We start from the raw sequence: 20,427 nt of genomic DNA, 5'->3' as shown, positions 1-20,427 counted from the left end.
GCGTGCCGTTCTCCCCCGTGGTTCGCTGAGGGACATGGAGGGCCGGTCGCCGTGACGGAGATGGAGTTCGGGCGGCGCCGTCGCCCGCCGCTACGGATCCGCGGGGCGGGCGTCGCGTGGCTGCCGCCCCTGCTGCTGCTCGCCGGGATCGTCCTGCTGGACCTCAACACCAGCGAGAGGTTCCGGATCGTCACCTGGATCGTGCTGGTCCCGGGCATCGCCGCCGCGATCTGCGGGGTGTGGACGACGGCCGCCTACGTCGTGCTGTCCGTGGTGACGTACGTCCTCGTGGACAGCGCCTGGCCCGACCAGTACCAGGCCGGATTCGGCGACTTCCTCCTCGTCGCCCTCGGCGGCGCCCTGGCCACCCTGGCCGCGGTCGTGCGCGTGCGTCAGGAACGGCACGCCGGGCACATACGGGACATCGCCGAGACCACCCGGCGCACCGTGCTGCGTCCGCTGCCGCCGCGCTGGGCCGGGCTGGACCACGCGGGCGTGTATCTGGCGGCCGACGTCGACGCGCGGGTGGGCGGCGACTTCTACGACATCCAGCCCGGTCCGCACGGCACCCGGGTGCTCGTCGGCGATGTGCAGGGCAAGGGGCTGGGCGCGGTGGAGGTCGCGGCGGCACTGCTCGGTACGTTCCGTGAGGCCGGGTACCACGAGCGGGACCTCAGGACCGTCGCCGAACGCCTGGAGACCCGGATGCGGCGGCACCGCGCCCACATCGCCGCGCTCGGCCGGGACGAGGGCGACCGCTTCGCCACCGCCGTCCTCATCGCCTTCCCGGAAGGCACCACGGACGCGATCGACGTCACGAACTTCGGCCACGAGCCCCCGCTCGCCGTCGGCCCGAGCGGAGTCCGCGAGCTGCCCAGCGGCGACGGGCTGCCGCTCGGCCTCGCAGACCTCGCGGGCGGGCCGCCGCCCGTGCACCGGGTGCGGCTGGCCGCCGACGAGACGCTGCTGCTGGTCACCGACGGGGTGACCGAGGCCCGCGACGAGCCCGGCGCGTTCTACGAGCTGGCCCGCGAGGTGTCCCGCGCGGTCCGCGCGGACCCCCGCCGCACCGAGCCCCGCCGCCTGGTGCGCCGGGTCCGCGACGGCGTACTGCGCCACACCGGCGGCTGCCTGGAGGACGACACGACGATCTTCGCGCTCCGGCGGTTGCCGGACGACGGGGAGGGGCCGGGCGCGGGGGACGCGGCGCGCGCGGACGGCGTGACGGGACCGGAAGCCCCGGCGACCGACGACTCCGGAACCGGACGCGCACGGGGTGAGTGACGGCGCACATACGGCTGACGGGCCTCGGGCGGGACGCCGGCGGGGACCGGCGGGTGGCCGGCCGGGGGCACGTCGAGGGCGCGTCGAGCGTCGGGCGATCCGGCGGCCTGCGGCGTGGCGGCTTGCGGTTCGGCCGAGCACCGGAGCCCGGCCGAACACCGGAGCCCGGCCGAACACCGGAGCCCGGCCGGGCACCGGGGGCTCGCGGCGCGCCGGGGCTCGCGGGCAGGGGCGCGGGGGCGTTGGCAGCGCGGGCTGACGGGGGTCTCGGGCAGGGGCGGTGGGGCGTTGTCGGGGGCGGGCCGGGAGGACGCGAAGGAGGGGGTTTGCCGGGGGGACGCGTCGGTTTGCAGGCGCAGCGGTTACGGTGCTGGCTGGAGAACGGATCCACGGGGCCCCGGGTACGCAGGGGTCGCGGGGTCCACAGGGTGACTTGGGGGAGGCACGATGCCCGGAACCGTGCTGCTGCTCGCAGCCGCGCCGCTCGGCCGGGGGCGTCTGGTGGACGCGGCCGGTGTCCTGCCGGTGCTGGCCGCGGTCGCCCCCGCCGTCCTGTCCGGCGCCGGCACCGCGAACGTCGTCGAACTCGTGGATCCGCTGGAACCGCAGGCCGTCCTCACCCGGCTGCGGGCCGCCGCGGCCTCCCCCGGCCCGCTCACCGTGTACGTCACCGGCCAGGTGCAGCTGGACCGCCGACAGCACCAGCCCCACCTCGCCCTGGCCCGCACCACGCCGGCCACGGTCCGCTACACCGCGCTGCCCTGGCACTGGATCCGCGAGGAACTGCGCCTGCGCTCCGCCGGGGACACCGCGCTCGTGGTGGACCTGCACGCGGACGCCGAGGCATGGCGGTACGTCACCGAGCACGGCCTCGACTCCGGCCGGAACACCGCCGTGTACGGCCGTATCGCCCCGGCGACGGGACGGCGGGGCCTGGCGGAGCCGGCGTACATGAAAACGGTGGCCACGCTGCTGCGCAGCGGCCACCGGCCCCCGCTGGACGCGTTGCACCAGCAGGCGGTGGACCGGATCCCGCAGGAGACGAAGGGCAATCTGCTGCTGGCCGACGCGGGGGGCTACGCCGTACCCGCCTCCCCGGTCCCCCCGGCTCCCCCGGCCTCCTCCACCACGTTCACCACGGTCACCGCTCCGCTCCCCTCCCCCCGCCCCGAGGACCCGCACGCCGCCATCAGTGCCGCCGTGCGCGCCGGCCGGCACGCCGAGGCGGACGGAATGGCCGCCCGGTACGAGGCGGAGGCGGTGCGGGGGTACGGCGCCGCTTCCGAGCAGGCGCTGCACTGGAGCGAGGTGCGGGCCGATCTGGCGATGTTCGCGGGGGACCCGGTGCGCAGTTGCCGGGCCTGGCTGACGGTGGCCGAGACCCGGCTGGCCGCCGGGCAGGCGGTGGACGCGCCCGCCGTGGAGGCGGCCGTGGACCGCGCCCACCACCAGTGGACCCGGATCAAGGACACGGCGCGGGCCCGTGAACTCGGGCCCGCGCTCGCGGAGTTGCGGCTCAGGGTGCCGGGACGCCGGCATGGCGCGCTGGAGAGCGTCCAGCGGGAGCTGGGCCGGCTCCAGGCCGCCCCGTGACCCTTACTTGGTGAACGTGAAGTACTTCCAGGCGCCGTGCGTCGTGGAGTTCACGATGTCACCGGACGAGCTGTTGATGTACGACGAGCGCACCCGGAACCGCCAGCCGACGTCCTGGCCGTGGTCGCCGGTGATGCGGACCTTGGAGACGCCGTCGGAGCCCAGCTTGAAGTACTCGGGGTCGCCCGGGTACCAGCGGCCCTGGTAGTACACCTCGAACTCGAACTTCTGCGCCCGGCCCGGGTAGTACGACATCTTCGTCGTGATCAGCGGGTCCTTGGTCTTGTGGAAGAAGTAGTACGTGTGGCCCCACGCCGACTTCGCCTTGTAGTGGCTGCTGACCGAGGTGGACACGCTGACCCGGGCGCCGACGGTGCTGGCGGCGGACGCCGGCTTGTAGCGGGAGTCGCCCGCGAACTTCGCGGTGACCTTGGTGTCCCGCTTGAGGTCCAGCGTGACCGACAGGTTGCCGTCGGAGTTGACCTTGCCGGACTTCACCAGCTTGTTCGGCTTGTCGGCGCCGAACGGGTCGGCCCAGATCTCCACCGTGCGGTTCTTGTACGTCTTGCCCAGGTGGGCGGTGAACTTGACGTCCTTGCCGTACGCGTAGACCTTGCCGTTGTTGTTGACGGACAGGGTCGGCTTGGCGCGGGAGACGTCGACGGAGTCCGAGCCGGAGGCCGCCGTGTGGGCGGCGTCGCCGGCGTAGGCCACCGTGTACTTCACCTTGCCGCCGGCCGGCGGGGTGTCGGTGAAGGAGAACGTGCCGTCGGCCTTGGTGACCGCCGCCGCGAGCACCTTGCCCTTCGGCGACTCCAGGTCGGTGCGGGTCACGGTCAGCTTGGTGCCGGCGGGGACGGCCGTCTTGGAGGCGACCTTGCCCTTGACGGTGAGCTGCTTGGCGCGGGTGGCGGTGGCCGGCGCGTCCACGGTGACGGTGGCGACCGCCTTGGTGGGCGCGTTCAGGACGCGCAGGGAGAACACGCCCTCGTTGTTGCTGGTCACCGCGAACAGCCGGGAGCCGTCCGGGGCCCAGGCCAGGCCGCCCCGGGCCAGCAGGTCGGAGCCGCTGCTGGTGCCGGTGTTGGGGAAGTCGTAGGTGCGGACCGCCTCGCTGGTGCCGGGCTTGAAGACGTAGACGTCCGGCTCGTAGGAGCCGTCGATGCCGGCCGCGACCGTGCCGTTCGGCGCGATGGCGACGGAGTTGGGGTACGCGTCCGTGACGTACTTGCCGTCCTCGTTGAGGTCGGAGGTCCGGAACACCTGCTGGTAGTACGGCGCGCCGCTGGCCACCACGACGTCCTTGCCGTCGGGGGTGACCTGGAGGTCGCCGAGGTTGCTGCCGGCCTCACGGGTGCTCGCCACCTTGGTGGCGGTGCCCGTCGAGACGTCGTACGAGGCCAGTTCGACCGGGCTCTGCCCGATCGCACCGGCGATCAGGGTGCTGGAACCGGGCGCGGCGTCCAGCAGCGGGGCCGCGTACCAGCCGTTGTCCTGGCCGAGCGTGACCGTGTGGTCCTCGGCGGTCAGGTCGACGGAGCCGATGTTGCCCGCGGCGGCGCCGCCGTAGCCGAACCACAGCTTGCCGCCCGCGAGGGCGACGCTGAGCGGCTTGTCGCCGACCGTGTACCGGGTGGTCTCGGTGTCGGTGGCGGTGTCGAAGACGGCGATGGCGTCGAGGTCCTGCACGGCCGCGTAGAGCGTGCCGGAGTCGGCGGACAGCTCCAGGCCGGTGACGCCGGAGAGGTTGGTGGTGAGCTGCTTGACGACCCTGCCGGCGTAGTCGGTGACGACGATCTTGCCGTTCAGCGGGTCGCTGACGAAGACCTGCTGGTGGACGGCGTCGACGACGATGTCACCGGTCGTCCTGACGGGCAGGGTCTGGCTGGAGTCGGCGAAGGCCGGGGTGACGGCGAGGGCCGCCGAGCTGAAGAGGACCGCCAGGGTGGTGGCAGCTGTGAGAGAGCGCTTGCGCACGCTGATTCGAACCCCCCGGAACGAATGAAAGAAAGAGATGGGCGCCGCGCGGGCAGGGCGATGCGTCCGCCCCCTGTGCATGAACCGTGTGTGCCTCGTGCGGCGAGTGTGGAAAGACTAGGTCATGCCACTGACAAACGCGCGCGGGGCCCGGACTTGAGGGCGCGGACACCTCGGGCGGCCGGGCACGGACCGGGCGGGCGGAGCAGGACGGCCGCCGCGCGATGACGCGACGGGTACGGGCCGGCCGGGGACGCGCACGTGTGCCCCCTGCGCCTGTCACACACCGCGGTGACCTGCGCGGACGCGATCCGCGTGGACGACGGCACCGCTGCCGCGCCCGCCGCCGTCACCCCCGGGGCCACTCGCGTCGGCGGTCCGGGAGCGCGGGGCGGTCCGTCCTCGGGGTCGCGCTCCCGCGGTACCCGAGTGCCCTGACGCGCCGCCCCGGCCGCCCGCGCGTCCGGGGTCCTCAGGTATTCGCCTGCTGGGCCGTCGTGGGCGCCGGGGTGGTGTCGGCCGCGCGGGCCGGGCCGGCGTTCGCCGCGAGGAGGAGGGTCGCGGCGGCGATGACGGCCGCGACGATCCCCCGTGCGGTGGAGGTTCGGCCGATCGGGCGGATGCGGGAGTGGGGCGGTGCGTAGGGTGCGGATGTACGTCCGGGCACGGCGACCTCACAACACAACAGCGGCGTGTTAAGCATGTTTAATTCGCCGTTTAACCTAGGGGCTGCCGGAGCGCAACGGCAAGAGGTGTCAGGCCAGTTGGGGGGAGCAGGCGGCATGCGGGAGCGGGACGACCCGGAAGTCATCGGGCGGCGGGTACAACGGCTGCGCAATCAACGGGGGCTCACCCAGCGACAGCTGGCGGAGCCCGCGTACACACCCGCCTACATCTCCACCCTGGAGGCCGGGCGGGTCCGCGCCTCCGAAGAGGCGTTGCGGCACATCGCGGACCGGCTCGGGGTCGCCTTCGAGGAACTGGCCGTCGGCCGGCCCGCCCACCTCGCCACCGACCTGCGGCTGCGGCTCACCGAGGCCCAGCGGGTCCTCGCCGACGGACGGGCCGAGGAGGCCGCCGCCCAGTACGCCGTGCTGCGTGCGGAGGCCGAGGCGCACGCGCTGGGGTGCGAGCACGCCGCCGCCCTGCTCGGGCTCGGGGAGTGCGCGCTGGAGACGGGGCAGTTGACCGCGGCGCGCGAGTACTTCGAGCAGGCCGAGGAACGGCTCGCCGACAAGACCCTGCCCGTCCGGGTGCCCGCCCTGCGCGGCCGGGCCGTCGCCCACTACCTCGCCGGTGAGCTCCGGTACGCCGTCTACCTCCTGGAGACCGCCCTCGACGAGCTGAACCGGGGCGGACTGCACGACCCCGACGCGCTCCTGCTGCTCTACGCCAGCATCATCGGCCCGTACATGGACATGGGCGCCCACGCCCGCGCCGCCCAGGCCGCCGAGCTGGCCCTCGCGCTCGCCCCGCAGGCCGGCGACCCCGCGCTGGTCGCCCGGATGCACCGCTCGGTGGCCCGCACCCTGCTCGCCGAGGGCCGGGCCGCCGAGGCCGACGCCTCCCTGGCCAAGGCCGCCGAGCTGTACCGCCGGCTGAGCCTGCGCACCGAACTGGCCAACTGCCACTGGATGCGCGGCTACGTCTGCGCCCAGAACGGCGAACTGGAACGCGCCGAGGACGAGTTGCGCCAGGCGTACGCCATGCTGTCCCAGACCCGGGCCGCCCTGTACCGCAGCCAGGCCGCCGTCGAACTCGCCGACGTCCTGCACCGCCGGGGCAAGTCCGGGGAGGCCGCGGAACTGCTGGAGGGCGTCCTCGGGGACTTCTCCTCCGAGCGCGGCGCCGTGCACGCCGCCGGCGCGCACCGCCTCCTCGGCATCATCGCCGAGGACGCCCGGGACACCGAGGCCGCCGAGGAGCACTACGTCCGCGCCCTCAGCCTGCTGGAACGCGCGGGTGCCGCCGGCGACCTCGCCGACCTGTGCCGCCTCCTCGGCGACCTGTTCCGCCGCACGGGCCGCGTGGAGGCCGCCCTGGACGCCTACCGCACCGGCCTCGGCCACCGCACCGCCCCCGGCACCACCACCCTCGGCCCGGCCCCCGCCCAGCCGCCGCTCTGAGGCCTCACACCTGCGCCCGGCCCTGCTTGCGGATGTCGGCCAGGCGCAGGGCGCCGACCTGCACGGCCGCCTGGGTCGCGCCGTTCGGTACGTCACCCAGGCCGCCGTTGGTCAGCGCGAACGCGTCCTCGCCGACCCGGACGGCGGCCACGTCCAGGGTGAGCAGGAACTCCTGTCCGTCGGACGTCGTACCGCCGAGGGTGACGCGCAGCCCCTGGCGGGCGTCGCCGACCTCGGGCAGCGGGGCGTCCACGACCTGTACGTCCTCCACGAGCCCCAGCTCGGTGGTGGCCGTGAACCGCGCGCACCGCGCCGGCAGCGTCCGCAGCCACGCCAGCGCGGCGTCGACGTCCGCCGGGCGGCGGGCGCCGATCTGGTAGCGGAGCTGGGCGTCGGTGCCGGCGTCGTCCAGGCCGACGGCGACGCGCGCCGGTCCGCCGAGCAGTTCGTCGCTGTACAGGGCGTCCAGCAGCCGCTGGCACTCCCCGGCCGTGGTCTGCGCCTTCAGCAGCCCGTCGTGCCAGGTGGCCGCGCCGCGCGTGGCGATCCAGGGATCGCCGAGGTCGGTCTGGGTGATCAGCGCGGCCTGCGCCTGCGCGTCGCTGAGCGAGGAACCGCCGGTCGGCGCGGACGTCCTGGGCCTCGGGGCCGGCCGGTCGAGCGTGGGCAGCGGGTAGGGCGCGCTCGCCGGGTGCTCCAGGCCGAGGGCCGCGCAGCCGCCGGCGATCAGCAGCCCGGAGCCGATCAGGCAGAGGACGACGGCACGGGGGAGGTGGGGTATCTCGGGGGACATCGGTGCCTCCTGGGCAGCGTGCGGCCGGGGTGCCTGGTCTCACGGCACCACCGCTCTGACCTGCGCACCAGCGCTCCGGGCCGTACGGGTGAGGGGGCGCGGGAAATCCGTGGCCCGGTCCCCGCGGGGGGCGGTACGGTGCCGTCCATGCAGCGCGCCCGCCTGTGCCCGTCCGGCACGACGACGCCGGAGACCGTCCCGGCGCGCTGACACCTGACCAGCACCGAAGCCCCGGGGCGCACGCCCCGGGGCTTCGTCGTGCACCGGGGACCCGCGCCTCCCGCCGTGAGGAGACCCGGATGAACGACAAGCTGCCCGACCACCGCCGTCTCGGCCGTGAACTCGGCCTCTTCGACACCGACCCCCTGATGGGCGCCGGCCTGCCCTACTGGCTGCCCGACGGGGCCGTCGTCCGGCACACCCTGGAGGAGTACGTCCGGGACGCCGAACGCCAGGCCGGCTACCGGCACGTGTACTCGCCCGCGCTCGGCAAACGGGAGCTGTACGAGATCTCCGGGCACTGGGACCACTACCGCGACGACATGTACCCGCCGATGCGGCTCGGCGCCGAGGAGGTCGTCCTGCGGCCCAGCCTCTGCCCCCACCACGCCCTGATCTACCGCTCCCGCTCCCGCAGCTACCGCGAACTCCCCCTGCGCATCGCGGAACTGGGCGCCATGCACCGCGCCGAGCTGTCCGGCGTGCTCGGCGGCCTGACCCGGGTCCGCGCCATCCACCTCAACGACGCACACGTCTTCTGCACCCTGGACCAGGCGGTGGCCGAGGCCCGCGCCGCCCTGGAGCTGATCGCCCGCGCCTACGCCGACCTCGGCATCGAGGCCGTACGCCACCGGCTCTCGCTGCCCGGCGCGGGCGGGAAGTACGTCGCCGGCCCGGAGCTGTGGCGCCGGGCGACCGGGCTGCTGCGGGAGGTCCTCGCCGAGGCCGGGGTGGCGTACGAGGAGGCGGAGGGCGAGGCCGCGTTCTACGGCCCGAAGATCGACGTGCAGATCGCGGACCCGGCGGGCCGCGAGTCCACCCTGTCCACCGTGCAGATCGACTTCCACCAGCCCGCCCGCTTCGACCTGCGCTACACCGGCGCCGACGGCGCCAAGCACCGGCCGGTGATGGTGCACCGCAGCATCATCGGCAGCGTGGAGCGGGCCGTGGCCCACCTCGTCGAGACCCACGGCGGCGCCTTCCCGGCCTGGCTGGCCCCCGTCCAGCTGACCGTGCTGCCGGTGGCGGAGGAGCAGACCGCGGCGGCGGCGGCGCTGGTCCGCGAGGCGACCGCCCTGGGCCTGCGCGCCGAACCGGCCGGTCCCGGGGAGGGCACCCTGGCCGCCCGGATCCGCGCGGCCCGCCTGGTGCCGTACCAGGCGGTGATCGGTGCCCGGGAGGCGGACGCCGGACTGGCCGCCGTACGCCTGCGGGACGGCCGCCGACCCGGTCCCCTGCCCAACGCCGAACTCCTGCGGCGCGTCGCCGGACGGGTGGCGGGGCGGGGGACCGGGCTCTGGGACTGATCCCGGGCCGGGACTGATCTAAGGTCGGCACGACGGAAGGAGTCCGCCGTGGACGGTCAGCCCATACCCGTGATCATCGACTGCGACACCGGCGTCGACGACGCCCTGGCCCTGCTGTTCGCCGTGCGCCACCCGGGACTCGACCTCCGGGCGGTGACCTGCGTGGCCGGGAACACCGACGTGGACGGGGTGGTCCGCAACACCCTCACCGTACTGGAGCAGGCGGGCGCCCCCGACATCCCGGTGGCCCGGGGTGCCGAGCGCCCGCTGCTGGAGCCGGCCCGTCCGGCCCCGGTGCACGGCGTCGACGGCATGGGCGACCTGGGCCTGCCCGCGCCCACCCGGACCCCGGTGGCCGTCGACGCCGTCACCCTCCTGCACCGGGAGATCCTGGCCTCCCCGCGCCCGGTGACGCTGATCCCGACCGCGCCGCTCACCAACATCGCCCTGCTGCTGCGCACCCACCCCGAGGTGACCCGGAACATCGAGCGGATCGTGTTCATGGGCGGGGCGGTGGCGACCGGGAACGCCACGCCGGTCGCGGAGTTCAACGTCTGGCACGACCCGGAGGCGGCGGCGATCCTGCTGACCGCCGGGGTGCCGATCACCATGTACGGCCTCGACGTCTTCCAGCAGGTCGTGGTGGACAGCGGTGAGGTGCGCCGGCTGCGCGCGAGCGGTGAGCCCGGCACCCGCCTGGCCGGCGAGCTGCTCGCCCACCGGCCGGCCCACCAGGGCGAGCCGCCCCAGGCGGAGGAGGCGGGCGGCCTCGGCGACGCGGGCGCGGTGTGCGCGGTCGCCGACCCGCAGGGCATCACCACCCGCCTGCTCCCGGTCGAGGTCTCCCTCGCCCCGGGCCCCGCCCGGGGCCAGACCGTCGTCGACCGCCGCCCCCGCCCCGGCGAGTCCGAGATCCACGAGGGCGGTCGCGAACGCGCCCTGGTGGACGTGGCGCTGGAGGTGGACGCCGACCGTTACGTGAAGCTGTACCTGGAGACGGTCGCGCGCTAGCCAGGACCTGGCCGGCTACTCGGCGGCGGACGGGGAGACCGCCCAGCGCTCCTCCACCCGGGCGACCTTCCAGTACGCCAGCGCCGCCGCCCACACCAGCACGAACAGGCCGACGATGAGGTAGCCGACGTTGTCCAGGTCGAGGCCGGCGATCCAGCCGGTGATGTCGTCGTGCAGGCCGAACTTCTCGTGCAGGACGCCGACCAGCTCGATGGTGCCGATGAAGAAGGCGACGGCGATGGACAGGCCGGTGATGGCGAGGTTGTAGAAGACCTTGCGGACCGGGTTGGAGAACGCCCACTGGTAGGCGAAGTTCATGAAGGTGCCGTCGAGGGTGTCGAACAGGCTCATCCCGGCGGCGAAGAGCAGGGGCAGGCAGAGGATCGCGTACCAGGGCAGTCCCGCCGCCGCGCCCGAGCCCGCCATCACCATCAGCGTCACCTCGGTGGCCGTGTCGAAGCCGAGGCCGAAGAGGAAGCCGAGCGGGTACATCTGCCCCGGACGGGAGACGGACTTCGTCAGCCGGCCGAGGACGCGGTTCATGAACCCCCGCGAGTCCAGGTGCGCTTCCAGCTCCCTCTCGTCGAACGCGCCCGCGCGCATCGCCCGGAAGACCTTCAGGATGCCCACCAGGGCGACCAGGTTCAGGGCGGCGATGAGGTAGAGGAACGTGCCGGAGACCGTCGTGCCGAGGAAGCCGAGCACCTGGTGGGTGGTGGAGCCCTCGTTCATGACCTTCCCGGCCAGTGAGGTGCCGCCCGCGATCAGCAGCGCCAGCAGCACCACCACGCTGGAGTGGCCCAGCGCGAACCAGAACCCCACCGACACCGGCCGCTTGCCGTCGGCCATCAGCTTGCGGGTGGTGTTGTCGATCGCCGCGATGTGGTCGGCGTCGAAGGCGTGCCGCATGCCGAGGGTGTAGGCCGTGACACCGAGCCCGACCCCGAAGACATCGGTGCCCACCTTGTAGTGCTCGGGCGCGACGAGGACGTAGAGGATCCCGAACGCGACGACGTGCAGGGCGACGATCACCGCCAGCAGCCCCACCGTCTTGACGGTGTCCTCACGTCGCCAGCGGAAAGACGCGGCATCAGCCATGGGTTCACGCTCCAGCACCTCGTGGATCACTTCGTGAGCTGCCGTGGCCGGTCTCCTGGCTTACGGGTCGTGCGTCCGCCGTCCCTGCCTTCCCGGTCTGCGACCAGTGGCCCGGCGGTGCCGGACGGAACGGGAACTCCCCGATCACAGTGGCGAGGGCCGCGTCGACCTTCCATCGACTTCCCGAACACCACGGCCCGCCCACCGTAGAGGGGCACGCGGTTTCCTGCATAGCTGCGTACCTGCGCAGGTATCGAAGATCACAAACAGGGGCCTGCCAGACTGGCCCCATGCATCTCGTGCCTGCCGACCGAGCCGACCGTCGTTCCATCGACGGGCACCGGGTGTGCGAGGCGATCGCCGCCATCGGTGAGACGGGGCGCCTGCGCACCTGGGCCGACCGCTTCTCACTGCTCGCCGACGCCAACCGGCTGGCGCTGCTGGTCGCGCTGCACCGCACCGGGCCGCTCGCCGTGTCGGATCTCGCCATCGCCACGGGGATGAACGACCCCGCCGTCTCCCAGGCCCTGCGGCTGCTGCGGGCGGCCGGGGTCGTCGCGGGGGAGAAGGAGGGGCGCGTGGTGCGGTACAGGGTGGTGGACGAGGACGTCCGGGGGCTCTTGGAGCACTGCGTCGGCTGAACGGCCGTGCAAGGTTCCCTTTCCGGGCAATGTGGACAGGTACAGATTCCGTACCGTCGTCCGTCCCCTGGGAGCCCGTATGGCAGACCTCTCGCCGGACCTCTCGTCCAGGAACCCCGACTGGTGGCGGCAGGCCGTCGTCTACCAGGTGTACCCGCGCAGTTTCGCCGACGCCGACGGTGACGGCCTCGGCGACCTGCGGGGCATCACCGAGCGGCTGGGCCATCTCGCCGGCCTCGGCGTGGACGCCCTGTGGCTGAGCCCCTTCTACCCCTCCGAACTCGCCGATGGCGGCTACGACGTCATCGACCCGCGCGGCGTCGACGAACGCCTCGGCACCCTGGACGACTTCGACGCCCTGGTGGGTGAGGCCCACCGGCTCGGCCTCAAGGTCGTCGTGGACATCGTCCCCAACCACACCTCCCATCTGCACCGCTGGTTCCAGGAGGCGCTGCGTGCCGGGCCCGGTTCCGCCGCCCGGGAGCGGTACGTCTTCCGGCCGGGGCGCGGTGCGCACGGCGAACTGCCGCCCAGCGACTGGCAGTCGGTGTTCGGCGGCAGCGCCTGGCGGCGGGTGCCCGACGGGGAGTGGTACCTGCACCTGTTCGCCCCCGAACAGCCCGACCTCAACTGGGACAACGAGGAGGTCCGCGCCGACTTCCGCACCACCCTGCGGTTCTGGTCCGACCGGGGCGTGGACGGCTTCCGCGTGGACGTCGCCCACGGCCTGGCCAAGGACCTCACCGAGCCGCTGCGGGACATCGGCGGCATCGGCGCGACCGGCGAGCAGGCCCTGCCGCTGGTGCCGCCGGGCAGCCACCCGTACTGGGACCGGGACGAGGTCCACGAGATCTACCGCGACTGGCGCAAGATCTTCGACGCCTACGGCCCGCCGCGCACCGCCGTCGCCGAGGCATGGGTCCCCGGCGCCCGGCGCGCCCTGTACGCCCGTCCGGACGAGCTCGGCCAGGCCTTCAACTTCGAGTACCTGGAGGCATGCTGGGACGCGGAGGAGCTACGGGACGTCATCGCCGCCTCGCTGGTCACCGCCCGGACCGCCGGGACCTCCGCGACCTGGGTGCTGTCCAACCACGACGTCGTACGCCACGCCTCCCGGCTCGTGCTGCCGGCCGGCACCGATCCGGCCGCCTGGCTGCTGTCCGGCGGCACCGCGCCCGCGATCGACACGGCGGCCGGACTGCGCCGGGCCCGGGCGGCGACCCTGCTGATGCTGGCGCTGCCCGGTTCGGCGTACCTCTACCAGGGGGAGGAACTCGGCCTGCCCGAGGTCGCCGACCTGCCCACCGAGGTGCTCCAGGACCCGATCTGGGAGCAGACCGGCCATGTCCGCAAGGGCCGCGACGGCTGCCGGGTGCCGCTGCCGTGGACGACGACGGGACCGTCGTACGGCTTCGGGCCCGGGCCCGGCTGGCTGCCGCAGCCGACGTCCTTCGCGGCGTACGCCGTGGAGGCGCAGACCGGCACCGAGGGCTCCACGCTGGAGCTGTACCGCTCGGCCCTGCGGCTGCGCCGCAAGCTCCTCCAGGGCGAGACGCTGACCTGGACGCCGGACGCGCCCGCGGGCGTCCTGGACTTCGGCCGCACCGAGACCTGGCGGAACGTCACGAACCTCGGCACCGAGCCGGTACCGCTGCCGCCGGGCGAGGTCCTGCTGAGCAGCGGCCCCCTGCCGGAGGGCAGGGCCCTGCCGCCGGACACCACGGTGTGGCTCGCCTAGCCGGCCGACGGAACGGGGCCGGGGGTGAGGCCGGCGCCCGTGCCGCCGCCGAGGCCGCCGAGGTCCAGCGGGGTGGACGTGGCGGTCGGCGGCGGGGTGAGCACCACCTCCGGCTGGCCCGCCGGCGGGGCCGGCGGCGTCAGGTCGGACGAGGGCAGCTTCGGCGGGGTGGTCTGGTTGAAGATGGTCTGGTCGAAGTCGACCAGACCGGTCTTCTCCATCACCGTGATGTGGTCCAGGACCGTGTCGTTGGCCTGGTCGGCGAGGGCCCGCACCAGCGAGTTCTTGGTGGTCGAGCGGATCTTCGCGATCGTGTTGAAGATGGAGCCGTGCGTCATCCGCAGGATGTTGGCGAAGTCGGTGTCGAACTGCTTGCCGCTCTCGCCCTTCAACTGGTCGACGAAGCCGACCTGTTGCGGACTCGCCACGTTGGGCAGCGTGATGTTCAGCATGGGGGCGATCTTGCGGCAGGAGGCGTCCAGCGCGGCGTGCCCGTCGACCAGGTGCTCACTGGCCGTCTTGACCCCCTTGGTGGACCCCTTCTGGAGCCCGATCTGACCGAGCGGGTACTCCCACAGGCCGGCCGCCCGCACCTTGACCACGAAGTCCCGGTCGGCCTCGGTGAGCGGTCCCCACTGTGTCTGCGCGATGATCCGCGACTGCGAGCTGGAGACGGTGCTCAGCCCGAGCATGCTCGGGTAGGCGAGGGCCGCGAGGGTCAGGGCCATCGCACCGCCCACGAAGAGAGTTCCCGTCGCGTTCCGCGAAAAGCGCACCGTTCCTCCTGCCTGCGGGTCCCGCCCGTCGTTCGGACGCACAGCAGTACGGATGCCGGGGCCGCTCGTCTCAGTGCCCGCGGGTAAAGAATCTCCCGGGTGCGTTGGCGGAAGGTTGACCGCTGCCGGGCACAAGGTTGACCACTCCTCGGGAGAAGGCAGACCGGGGCCGCCCCTAGATTCGCCGCATGCCCCCACCGTCACCGCCCCGGCTCCCCGCCGCGCTGCCCGTCCTGCCCTACCGCAAGCCCACCAAGGGCCGCGACTACTGGGTGCTGGACGACGTCCTGCCGGACGTCGACGCCGTACGGCAGCGGTGCCTGGCCAAGGACGACTGGGTCGAGGGGTACCCGTACACCTCCGAGACCTGGCCCGGCCTGCGCGCCATGCCCGGTCTGGAGCCGGGTGAACTGGCCCGGATCGAGCGGCTGGTGAAGAAGGCGACCGGGGCCCGGGAGCTGTGGGTGCAGCGGGCGCCGGGCGGCGGCACCCTCAACCACAACTGCGTCCAGGTGGTCGGCGAGGGCGAGAGCGAGCCCCGCCCGCACACCGACTCCCGCGCGCTGTGCCGGTACGCGGCCGTGCTCTACCTCAACCCCGGGGCGCCCAAGGACTGCGGGACCGCCTTCTACCGCCAGTCGCTGCCCGGCGGCCGGCTCGGCGGCAACATCGTCCAGGCCCCGCACACCAACCTGGTCGAGGCGCTGGGGACGCGGTACGTCCCGGCGGACCACTTCGAGGAGGACGTCCGCGTCCCGCACCGGTACAACCGTCTGCTGCTCTACCACGCCAACCTGGTGCACAGCGCCACCGGTTACGCCGGCCGGACGCTGGAGGAGAAGCGGATGACGGCGGTGTTCTTCTGGATGGCCTGACCGGCACGGCCGGCACCGCCCGCCCTCGCGTGGGGTCGCGGGCGGTGTGAGGAGGCCGGGTCCGCGGTACGCATGACCGGTATGAGCAGTGTCGCCATCGTGGGAGCCGGGCCGGGGCTCGGAACCGCCGTCGCGCGCCGGTTCGGGCGGGAGGGGTTCGCCGTCGGGCTCGTCGCCCGGGACCGGGGGCGGCTGGACGCGATCGCCGGCGCACTCGCGGCCGAGGGCGTCACCGCCCGCGGGTTCGCCGCCGACGTGCGCCGGCCCGAGCGGCTGGCCGCGGCGCTGGGCGAGCTGGCCGACGCCCTCGGGACCGTCGAGGTGCTCCAGTACAGCCCGGTGCCGCACCGCGACTTCATGCGCCCCGTGCTGGAGACCCGGCACCGGGACCTGGTGGGGCCGATCGAGTTCTCCGTGTACGGCCCGGTGGCCGCCGTGCAGCAGGTGCTGCCGGGCATGCGGCGGCTCGGGCGGGGGACGATCCTGTTCGTCAACGGCGGGAGCGCCGCCGTACCGCATCCCGAGCGGGCCGGCACCTCGATCGCCTTCGCGGCGGAGAGCGCGTACGGGCACCTGCTGCACGACCGGCTGGCGAGCGAGGGGATCCACGTCGCCCAGCTGATCATTCCCGGGGTCATCACGGCAGGTCACGAGCGCAAGGACCCGGAGGTGCTCGCGGAGAGGCTGTGGACCCTGCACCGGGAGCGGCACGGGTTCCGGCACTACGCCGACGACCTCGGCGGCTGACCGGCCGCCGGCCGGAGGCGGTCACCCTGCGGAGAATGACGTTGTGAGCCAATATGGGGCTATTGGCCGCTTCGCTCTCTTCAAAGGGGGCCCCCATGGCTGTCGACATCCCTCCGCTCGTCAAGCCGTCACGGCTCAGAAGCCGGGGCGGTCTCCTGGGCGAGTGCCTGGCCGAGTTCCTCGGAACCTTCGTCCTCATCTCCTTCGGCTGCGGTGTGGTCGCGATGGCGGTCGCGGCACTGCCCGGTTCGGGCCGGGCCGCCACCCCCACCACGATCTTCCTCGCGGCGGGTGACTGGCTCCTGATCAGCTGGGGCTGGGCGCTGGCCGTCGTCTTCGGTGTCTACGTGGCCGGCGGCGTCAGCGGCGCCCACATCAACCCGGCCGTGACCCTGGCCATGGCCGCGCGCCGCGGCTTCCCCTGGGTCAAGGTGCTGCCCTACTGGTTCGCGCAGGTCGTCGGCGCCCTCACCGGGGCCGCGCTGGTCTACCTCGTCTACCACAACGCGATCGACGCCTACGACAGCGCCGTGCCGGGACCGAAGGTGAACGGGCACACCAACGCCACGTTCTCGATCTTCGCGACGTTCCCGGCCGCGTACTTCCACGGCGGCATCTGGGGACCGCTCATCGACCAGATCGTCGGCACGGCCTTCCTGCTCATGCTGATCGCGGCCGTGCTCGACCTGCGCAACCAGGCCGTGAAGGCCAATCTCGCCCCGCTGATCGTGGGCTTCGTCGTCGCCGCGATCGGCATGTCCTACGGCGCCAACGCCGGCTACGCCATCAACCCGGCCCGTGACTTCGGGCCGCGCCTGCTCACCTACGCGGCGGGCTGGGGCAGCCTGGCGTTCCCGGGCAGCGTGTCCGGCTCGTTCAGCGCCTACTGGTGGATCCCGATCGTCGGCCCGCTGATCGGCGGCCTGATCGGGATCCTGGTCTACGACCTGTTCATCGGCGACGTGCTGCTCCTGCGGTCCGAGCTGGCCCAGTTGCCGGAGCCGGGCAGGTCGACCCCGGTACGGACCACCGACGAGGAGTAGTCGCAGGACCGGGCTGGTGGCGCCCGGGGCCGGGCACCACCGGCCCGCCGGCCCCGCCCGCCGTCGCGGGGGCGTCCTCGCGGAGGCCGTCCGGGACCGCCCATCCGCCAGGCCCTCTTCCGAGGACGACCTGAGGTGTCGCACCACCCCAAGCCCTACGAGTCCAAGTACCTGTCGGACCAGACGACCGGCTTCGTCTGGGAGTTCTCCGGCGGCAGGCTCGTCATCACCGGGACCTGCCCGGAGTGCGCCGGCCGCACCGAGCACCCGGTGCCGGACGTGATGCCCGGCGCGGTGACGAAGGGCGGGAGCGGCGGGGCGTCCGCGCGGGAGGACGAGGTGCCGAGCGAGGTGTACATGCGCTGCCGGTGCCGGCTGCCGCATCCCGGGGACGCGCGGGAGAGCGGCGGCTGCGGGGCCAAGTGGGTCGCCGTCCGGCAGCCGGGGACCGGCTCATGACGCCGGCCCGGAGGTACCTGCCCGAAGAACTCGAGGTCCGGGAGAACGTCGCCGAACTCCCGGGTGGCTACCGGGCGGCGGTCGTCGTGCTGGTGGCGGCCGGGCTGGTCCTGCTGCTCGTCGCCGCGTTCTTCGCCGTGTCCGCCGCCCACGGCAGGCCGGGGGAGGAACTGAAGTACGCCCATGCCGCGAAGCTGCTGGGCTGGGAGGAGGGGGAGCGCGACCGGATCGCGTCGCGGATCCGCGTCACGCGCTGGGCGACCGTGCTCGGCGTGGCGGCCACCGCGTCCGGCATCCTGCTCACCTGGGTGTCCCCGGGGCCGGACGAGCCGGCGCGGACGGTCCAGGTGCACACCCGGGGCCAGACGCTGTGCGGCGAACTCCTGGCGGTCGACGGCAGCGGCGTCACGGTCAAGATCAAGCCGGCCGGTCCGGGCGAGGGCAAGGGCGCGGCGACGATCCGCCATCTCACCTGGCAGCACGACGCCGTGAGCGTGGCCCCGGCCGACACGTGCTGACCGGCCGGCGCCGCCGGGCCACGCCCCGTTGCCCGCGGTCGTGCCCTTGGTGCCGACGGCCGTGTGCTCGTGCAGCCGGCGGGCGTCGACGGGACGCAGGACGATCAGCCCCGGGGCGAAGGGCCGGCGGCCGGGAACGTCGGCCGTGCCGCATGGGCTCCCGGACCGTCGGTGCCGGTGACGCCTACCCGGCTGCCGACCGGGGGATCGCCACGGTCGTGACCACCCGTACGGCGCTGGGCGTGCGGGGTGTCGAGCCGAACCCGAACCGCACGGGCGGCAGGACCGGCGCCGGCGGGCCTTGGTCCCGGCCGTCGTACACCGTGCCGGCCGACACGACCGGGAGCAGGTCGAGGGCGCCGTACCACTCGCGCCGCCCGCCGCCCGCGCTGCCCCGGGTGCGCACGCCGAGCAGCAGCCTCGCGGGCGGGTCCGTCAGCGCCGTCCAGGCCGGCCGGGCGGCGAGCGGCGCGGGCACGGCGCGCAGGAGCCGGCCCATGAGGCCGCGCCGGCCGGTGATGAGGCGCAGCTCCAGCGGGCCGGCCGTGATCTCCCAGCGCCGGCCCGCGACCCGTACGACGACGGGGGTGACCTCCACCTCGTCGAAGGCGTAGGTCGCGGCGATGAAGTCGGCGGTCCGCCGGGAGGGTGCCAAGAGCAGCCGGTGCCCGTCCGCCCGCTCGACCATGACGTCGCTGAACCGCCCGAACGGCGACCGGGTCCAGTGGCCCAGCACCACACGGGTGCCGGACGCCGTGCCGGTCCCGACGATCCATCCCTCGAAACGCATCCGCGTCCGCCGGCCGGGCACCGCGTCACCGCGGACGCGGCGCGGACCGGGCGCTGGACCGGGGCTTCCCGCCGGGCTTGCCGCACCGCGGCCTCCCGCACCGCCACCAGGCCGCCAGCCAGCCCGCCTGCATCGCCGCGTCGAGCAGGTACGTGGGGCGGATCCGGCCGAGGGGCACGTAGACGAGGTCGACGGCCAGCAGGGTCACGGCGGACCCGACGCCCGCCCGGCGCGCCTGGCCGAGGGATTCCGGGGCCGGACCGGTGCGCAGCAGGCTCCAGCCGGTCGTGGCGAGCAGCCCCGCCGTCGCCCGCTGGAGCCAGACGTCGGTCTTCGGTCCGAAGACCCACTCGAAGCTGCGCAGGTGCAGCAGGGGCCACCCACCGCCGACGAGATGGAACAGGCCCTGGGCCCGGGCGACGGCCACCGCGCTCATCGGCTTCCTCCCGGTCACCTCATGTCCCCCTGGACACCACCGGTCCCGAGTGACCCGCGCGTGCCCCGGCAAACCGGCCGGCGCGGGTCAGAGGACCAGGAGCAGGGCGGCCAGGGCGGTGAGACCGGCGCACACCGCGAGCGCCACGCCCACGCAGCGCCGCCGCAGCTCGGCGTACCGCTGCTCGTACTCGCCCCGCAGCGACACGCACCGGGCGGCGATGCGTTCGAGGTCGGCCCGGGCCCGCAGCAGACTGTCGGCGACGTACCGCCGCTCGACCTCCTCGCGCTGCGCCGTCGTCAGCCAGTCCAGGGAGCCGGCGAACTCCCGCGCGCGCTGCTCCGCCTCCGCGACCCTGGCCTGCCACAGCAGGTAGCCCTCGACCTCGTTGCCGAGGTCGCCGCTCACTCCGGCCCCCTGCTGGGGCAGACCGCTCATCCCCGGCCCCGGTCGCTCGTGATCGCGACGGTGTGGCCCTCCTGCTCCCGCATCGCGATGTCCGGGTGGTGCAGGTCGAACGCCGGGGATTCGCTGCGGATCCGCGGCAGGGTCAGGAAGTTGTGCCGCGGTGGCGGGCAGGTGGTGGCCCACTCCAGCGAGCGGCCGTAGCCCCAGGGGTCGTCCACGCCGACCGGCTTGCCGAACTTGGCCGTCTTCCAGACGTTGTAGAGGAACGGCAGCATCGACAGGCCGAGCAGGAAGGAGCCGATGGTGGAGAGCGTGTTGAGCGCGGTGAAGCCGTCGGCGGCCAGGTAGTCGGCGTACCGGCGGGGCATGCCCTCGGCGCCCAGCCAGTGCTGGACCAGGAAGGTGGTGTGGAAGCCGACGAACAGCGTCCAGAAGGTGATCTTGCCGAGGCGTTCGTCGAGCATCTTGCCGGTCCACTTCGGCCACCAGAAGTGGAACCCGGCGAACATCGCGAAGACGACGGTGCCGAAGACGACGTAGTGGAAGTGGGCCACCACGAAGTACGAGTCGGAGACGTGGAAGTCCATG

General features: G+C 73.7%; 21 protein-coding genes and 1 riboswitch. Of the genes, 12 read left to right on the top strand and 9 right to left on the bottom strand.

Annotated features, from left to right (window positions below):
* The first annotated feature begins 60 nt into the window (after window positions 1-60).
* Complete coding sequence (locus IE294_RS19785; RefSeq protein WP_229917244.1) at window positions 61-1,284, top strand: PP2C family protein-serine/threonine phosphatase; 1,224 nt, start codon at window positions 61-63, stop codon at window positions 1,282-1,284.
* Window positions 1,285-1,731: 447 nt separating this feature from the next.
* Window positions 1,732-2,877: a hypothetical protein gene (locus IE294_RS19780; protein ID WP_189887904.1), complete on the top strand. Its 1,146-nt coding sequence runs from the start codon at window positions 1,732-1,734 to the stop codon at window positions 2,875-2,877.
* 3 nt (window positions 2,878-2,880) lie between these two features.
* On the opposite strand, the gene IE294_RS19775 is transcribed toward IE294_RS19780, so the two are convergent.
* Window positions 2,881-4,854, bottom strand: a complete 1,974-nt coding sequence (locus IE294_RS19775; protein WP_189887903.1) for a YncE family protein — start codon at window positions 4,852-4,854, stop codon at window positions 2,881-2,883.
* Window positions 4,855-5,326: 472 nt separating this feature from the next.
* Complete coding sequence (locus tag IE294_RS19770; protein WP_189888286.1) at window positions 5,327-5,521, bottom strand: hypothetical protein; 195 nt, start codon at window positions 5,519-5,521, stop codon at window positions 5,327-5,329.
* Between the two features lie 115 nt (window positions 5,522-5,636).
* On the opposite strand from IE294_RS19770, the gene IE294_RS19765 reads away from it, so the two are divergent.
* Window positions 5,637-6,980, top strand: coding sequence for a helix-turn-helix domain-containing protein (locus IE294_RS19765; protein WP_189887902.1), 1,344 nt, complete (start codon window positions 5,637-5,639; stop codon window positions 6,978-6,980).
* A 4-nt stretch (window positions 6,981-6,984) separates the two neighbouring features.
* Here the strand turns inward: IE294_RS19765 and IE294_RS19760 are convergent, their stop codons facing one another.
* A complete protein-coding gene (locus IE294_RS19760; RefSeq protein WP_189887901.1) occupies window positions 6,985-7,773 on the bottom strand; it encodes a hypothetical protein in 789 nt (262 codons plus the stop codon).
* A 299-nt stretch (window positions 7,774-8,072) separates the two neighbouring features.
* On the opposite strand from IE294_RS19760, the gene thrS reads away from it, so the two are divergent.
* Window positions 8,073-9,299, top strand: coding sequence for a threonine--tRNA ligase (gene thrS / locus IE294_RS19755; RefSeq protein ID WP_189887900.1), 1,227 nt, complete (start codon window positions 8,073-8,075; stop codon window positions 9,297-9,299).
* A 48-nt stretch (window positions 9,300-9,347) separates the two neighbouring features.
* The gene (locus tag IE294_RS19750; RefSeq protein WP_189887899.1) at window positions 9,348-10,310 is read left to right on the top strand and encodes a nucleoside hydrolase; all 963 of its coding nucleotides are present in this window, start codon (window positions 9,348-9,350) and stop codon (window positions 10,308-10,310) included.
* Window positions 10,311-10,325: 15 nt separating this feature from the next.
* Here the strand turns inward: IE294_RS19750 and nicT are convergent, their stop codons facing one another.
* Window positions 10,326-11,408: a Nickel transporter NicT gene (gene nicT, locus IE294_RS19745; RefSeq protein WP_229917233.1), complete on the bottom strand. Its 1,083-nt coding sequence runs from the start codon at window positions 11,406-11,408 to the stop codon at window positions 10,326-10,328.
* A 28-nt stretch (window positions 11,409-11,436) separates the two neighbouring features.
* Window positions 11,437-11,618, bottom strand: a riboswitch (cobalamin riboswitch).
* 80 nt (window positions 11,619-11,698) lie between these two features.
* Between nicT and IE294_RS19740 the strand changes: the two genes are divergently transcribed.
* Both IE294_RS19740 and IE294_RS19735 read left to right on the top strand, forming a co-directional pair.
* Window positions 11,699-12,049 (top strand): ArsR/SmtB family transcription factor, encoded by a 351-nt coding sequence (locus IE294_RS19740; RefSeq protein ID WP_014673881.1) that lies wholly within the window; start codon window positions 11,699-11,701, stop codon window positions 12,047-12,049.
* A gap of 79 nt (window positions 12,050-12,128) precedes the next feature.
* Window positions 12,129-13,787: a glycoside hydrolase family 13 protein gene (locus tag IE294_RS19735; protein ID WP_189887897.1), complete on the top strand. Its 1,659-nt coding sequence runs from the start codon at window positions 12,129-12,131 to the stop codon at window positions 13,785-13,787.
* Here the strand turns inward: IE294_RS19735 and IE294_RS19730 are convergent.
* On the bottom strand, window positions 13,784-14,527 hold the full coding sequence (locus IE294_RS19730) for a DUF4142 domain-containing protein (RefSeq protein ID WP_189888256.1): 744 nt from the start codon (window positions 14,525-14,527) through the stop codon (window positions 13,784-13,786). The two genes, IE294_RS19735 and IE294_RS19730, sit on opposite strands and share 4 nt — an antisense overlap.
* Before the next feature lie 224 nt (window positions 14,528-14,751).
* Here IE294_RS19730 and IE294_RS19725 point away from each other — a divergent pair, with 224 nt between their 5' ends.
* The 5 genes from IE294_RS19725 to IE294_RS19705 all read left to right on the top strand — a co-directional run bounded on the left by IE294_RS19725 (window position 14,752) and on the right by IE294_RS19705 (window position 18,205).
* The gene (locus IE294_RS19725) at window positions 14,752-15,438 is read left to right on the top strand and encodes a DUF6445 family protein (protein WP_189887896.1); all 687 of its coding nucleotides are present in this window, start codon (window positions 14,752-14,754) and stop codon (window positions 15,436-15,438) included.
* An 81-nt stretch (window positions 15,439-15,519) separates the two neighbouring features.
* Window positions 15,520-16,185 carry an SDR family NAD(P)-dependent oxidoreductase gene (locus IE294_RS19720; RefSeq protein WP_189887895.1) on the top strand — a complete coding sequence of 222 codons (666 nt, stop codon included), beginning with the start codon at window positions 15,520-15,522 and terminating at the stop codon, window positions 16,183-16,185.
* Between the two features lie 95 nt (window positions 16,186-16,280).
* The gene (locus tag IE294_RS19715) at window positions 16,281-17,228 is read left to right on the top strand and encodes an MIP/aquaporin family protein (protein ID WP_189887894.1); all 948 of its coding nucleotides are present in this window, start codon (window positions 16,281-16,283) and stop codon (window positions 17,226-17,228) included.
* A 135-nt stretch (window positions 17,229-17,363) separates the two neighbouring features.
* Entirely contained in the window at window positions 17,364-17,687 is a 324-nt protein-coding gene (locus tag IE294_RS19710; protein ID WP_189887893.1) for a hypothetical protein, read from the top strand.
* Window positions 17,684-18,205 (top strand): hypothetical protein, encoded by a 522-nt coding sequence (locus IE294_RS19705; protein WP_189887891.1) that lies wholly within the window; start codon window positions 17,684-17,686, stop codon window positions 18,203-18,205. The genes IE294_RS19710 and IE294_RS19705 overlap by 4 nt, the downstream gene beginning before the upstream one ends.
* A 184-nt stretch (window positions 18,206-18,389) precedes the next feature.
* On the opposite strand, the gene IE294_RS19700 is transcribed toward IE294_RS19705, so the two are convergent.
* The 4 genes from IE294_RS19700 to IE294_RS19685 all read right to left on the bottom strand — a co-directional run.
* On the bottom strand, window positions 18,390-18,995 hold the full coding sequence (locus IE294_RS19700; protein WP_189887889.1) for a hypothetical protein: 606 nt from the start codon (window positions 18,993-18,995) through the stop codon (window positions 18,390-18,392).
* Between the two features lie 25 nt (window positions 18,996-19,020).
* Complete coding sequence (locus tag IE294_RS19695; protein WP_189887887.1) at window positions 19,021-19,431, bottom strand: hypothetical protein; 411 nt, start codon at window positions 19,429-19,431, stop codon at window positions 19,021-19,023.
* A gap of 87 nt (window positions 19,432-19,518) precedes the next feature.
* On the bottom strand, window positions 19,519-19,869 hold the full coding sequence (locus IE294_RS19690; RefSeq protein ID WP_189887885.1) for a cytochrome C oxidase subunit I: 351 nt from the start codon (window positions 19,867-19,869) through the stop codon (window positions 19,519-19,521).
* Window positions 19,866-20,427, bottom strand: a 562-nt coding sequence (locus tag IE294_RS19685) for a cbb3-type cytochrome c oxidase subunit I (RefSeq protein WP_189887884.1), incomplete at its 5' end; no start/stop codon positions are given. The genes IE294_RS19685 and IE294_RS19690, both read right to left, overlap by 4 nt.

This window comes from Streptomyces canarius (assembly GCF_014650735.1).
In the GTDB taxonomy this organism is placed as follows: domain Bacteria; phylum Actinomycetota; class Actinomycetes; order Streptomycetales; family Streptomycetaceae; genus Streptomyces; species Streptomyces olivaceoviridis.
The sequence above is the reverse complement of the archived record's forward strand: the minus strand, read 5'-3'. Positions and strand labels throughout refer to the sequence as shown.

What these genes read in the sequence shown, in the direction of transcription:
- IE294_RS19700 (WP_189887889.1), bottom strand. Translation starts at nt 18,995, where the DNA reads ATGCGTTTCGAGGGATGGATCGTCGGGACCGGCACGGCGTCCGGCACC.
- thrS (WP_189887900.1), top strand. Translation starts at nt 8,073, where the DNA reads ATGAACGACAAGCTGCCCGACCACCGCCGTCTCGGCCGTGAACTCGGC.
- IE294_RS19735 (WP_189887897.1), top strand. Translation starts at nt 12,129, where the DNA reads ATGGCAGACCTCTCGCCGGACCTCTCGTCCAGGAACCCCGACTGGTGG.
- IE294_RS19705 (WP_189887891.1), top strand. Translation starts at nt 17,684, where the DNA reads ATGACGCCGGCCCGGAGGTACCTGCCCGAAGAACTCGAGGTCCGGGAG.
- IE294_RS19725 (WP_189887896.1), top strand. Translation starts at nt 14,752, where the DNA reads ATGCCCCCACCGTCACCGCCCCGGCTCCCCGCCGCGCTGCCCGTCCTG.
- nicT (WP_229917233.1), bottom strand. Translation starts at nt 11,408, where the DNA reads ATGGCTGATGCCGCGTCTTTCCGCTGGCGACGTGAGGACACCGTCAAG.
- IE294_RS19765 (WP_189887902.1), top strand. Translation starts at nt 5,637, where the DNA reads ATGCGGGAGCGGGACGACCCGGAAGTCATCGGGCGGCGGGTACAACGG.
- IE294_RS19715 (WP_189887894.1), top strand. Translation starts at nt 16,281, where the DNA reads ATGGCTGTCGACATCCCTCCGCTCGTCAAGCCGTCACGGCTCAGAAGC.
- IE294_RS19695 (WP_189887887.1), bottom strand. Translation starts at nt 19,431, where the DNA reads ATGAGCGCGGTGGCCGTCGCCCGGGCCCAGGGCCTGTTCCATCTCGTC.
- IE294_RS19690 (WP_189887885.1), bottom strand. Translation starts at nt 19,869, where the DNA reads ATGAGCGGTCTGCCCCAGCAGGGGGCCGGAGTGAGCGGCGACCTCGGC.
- IE294_RS19785 (WP_229917244.1), top strand. Translation starts at nt 61, where the DNA reads ATGGAGTTCGGGCGGCGCCGTCGCCCGCCGCTACGGATCCGCGGGGCG.
- IE294_RS19780 (WP_189887904.1), top strand. Translation starts at nt 1,732, where the DNA reads ATGCCCGGAACCGTGCTGCTGCTCGCAGCCGCGCCGCTCGGCCGGGGG.
- IE294_RS19720 (WP_189887895.1), top strand. Translation starts at nt 15,520, where the DNA reads ATGAGCAGTGTCGCCATCGTGGGAGCCGGGCCGGGGCTCGGAACCGCC.
- IE294_RS19740 (WP_014673881.1), top strand. Translation starts at nt 11,699, where the DNA reads ATGCATCTCGTGCCTGCCGACCGAGCCGACCGTCGTTCCATCGACGGG.
- IE294_RS19760 (WP_189887901.1), bottom strand. Translation starts at nt 7,773, where the DNA reads ATGTCCCCCGAGATACCCCACCTCCCCCGTGCCGTCGTCCTCTGCCTG.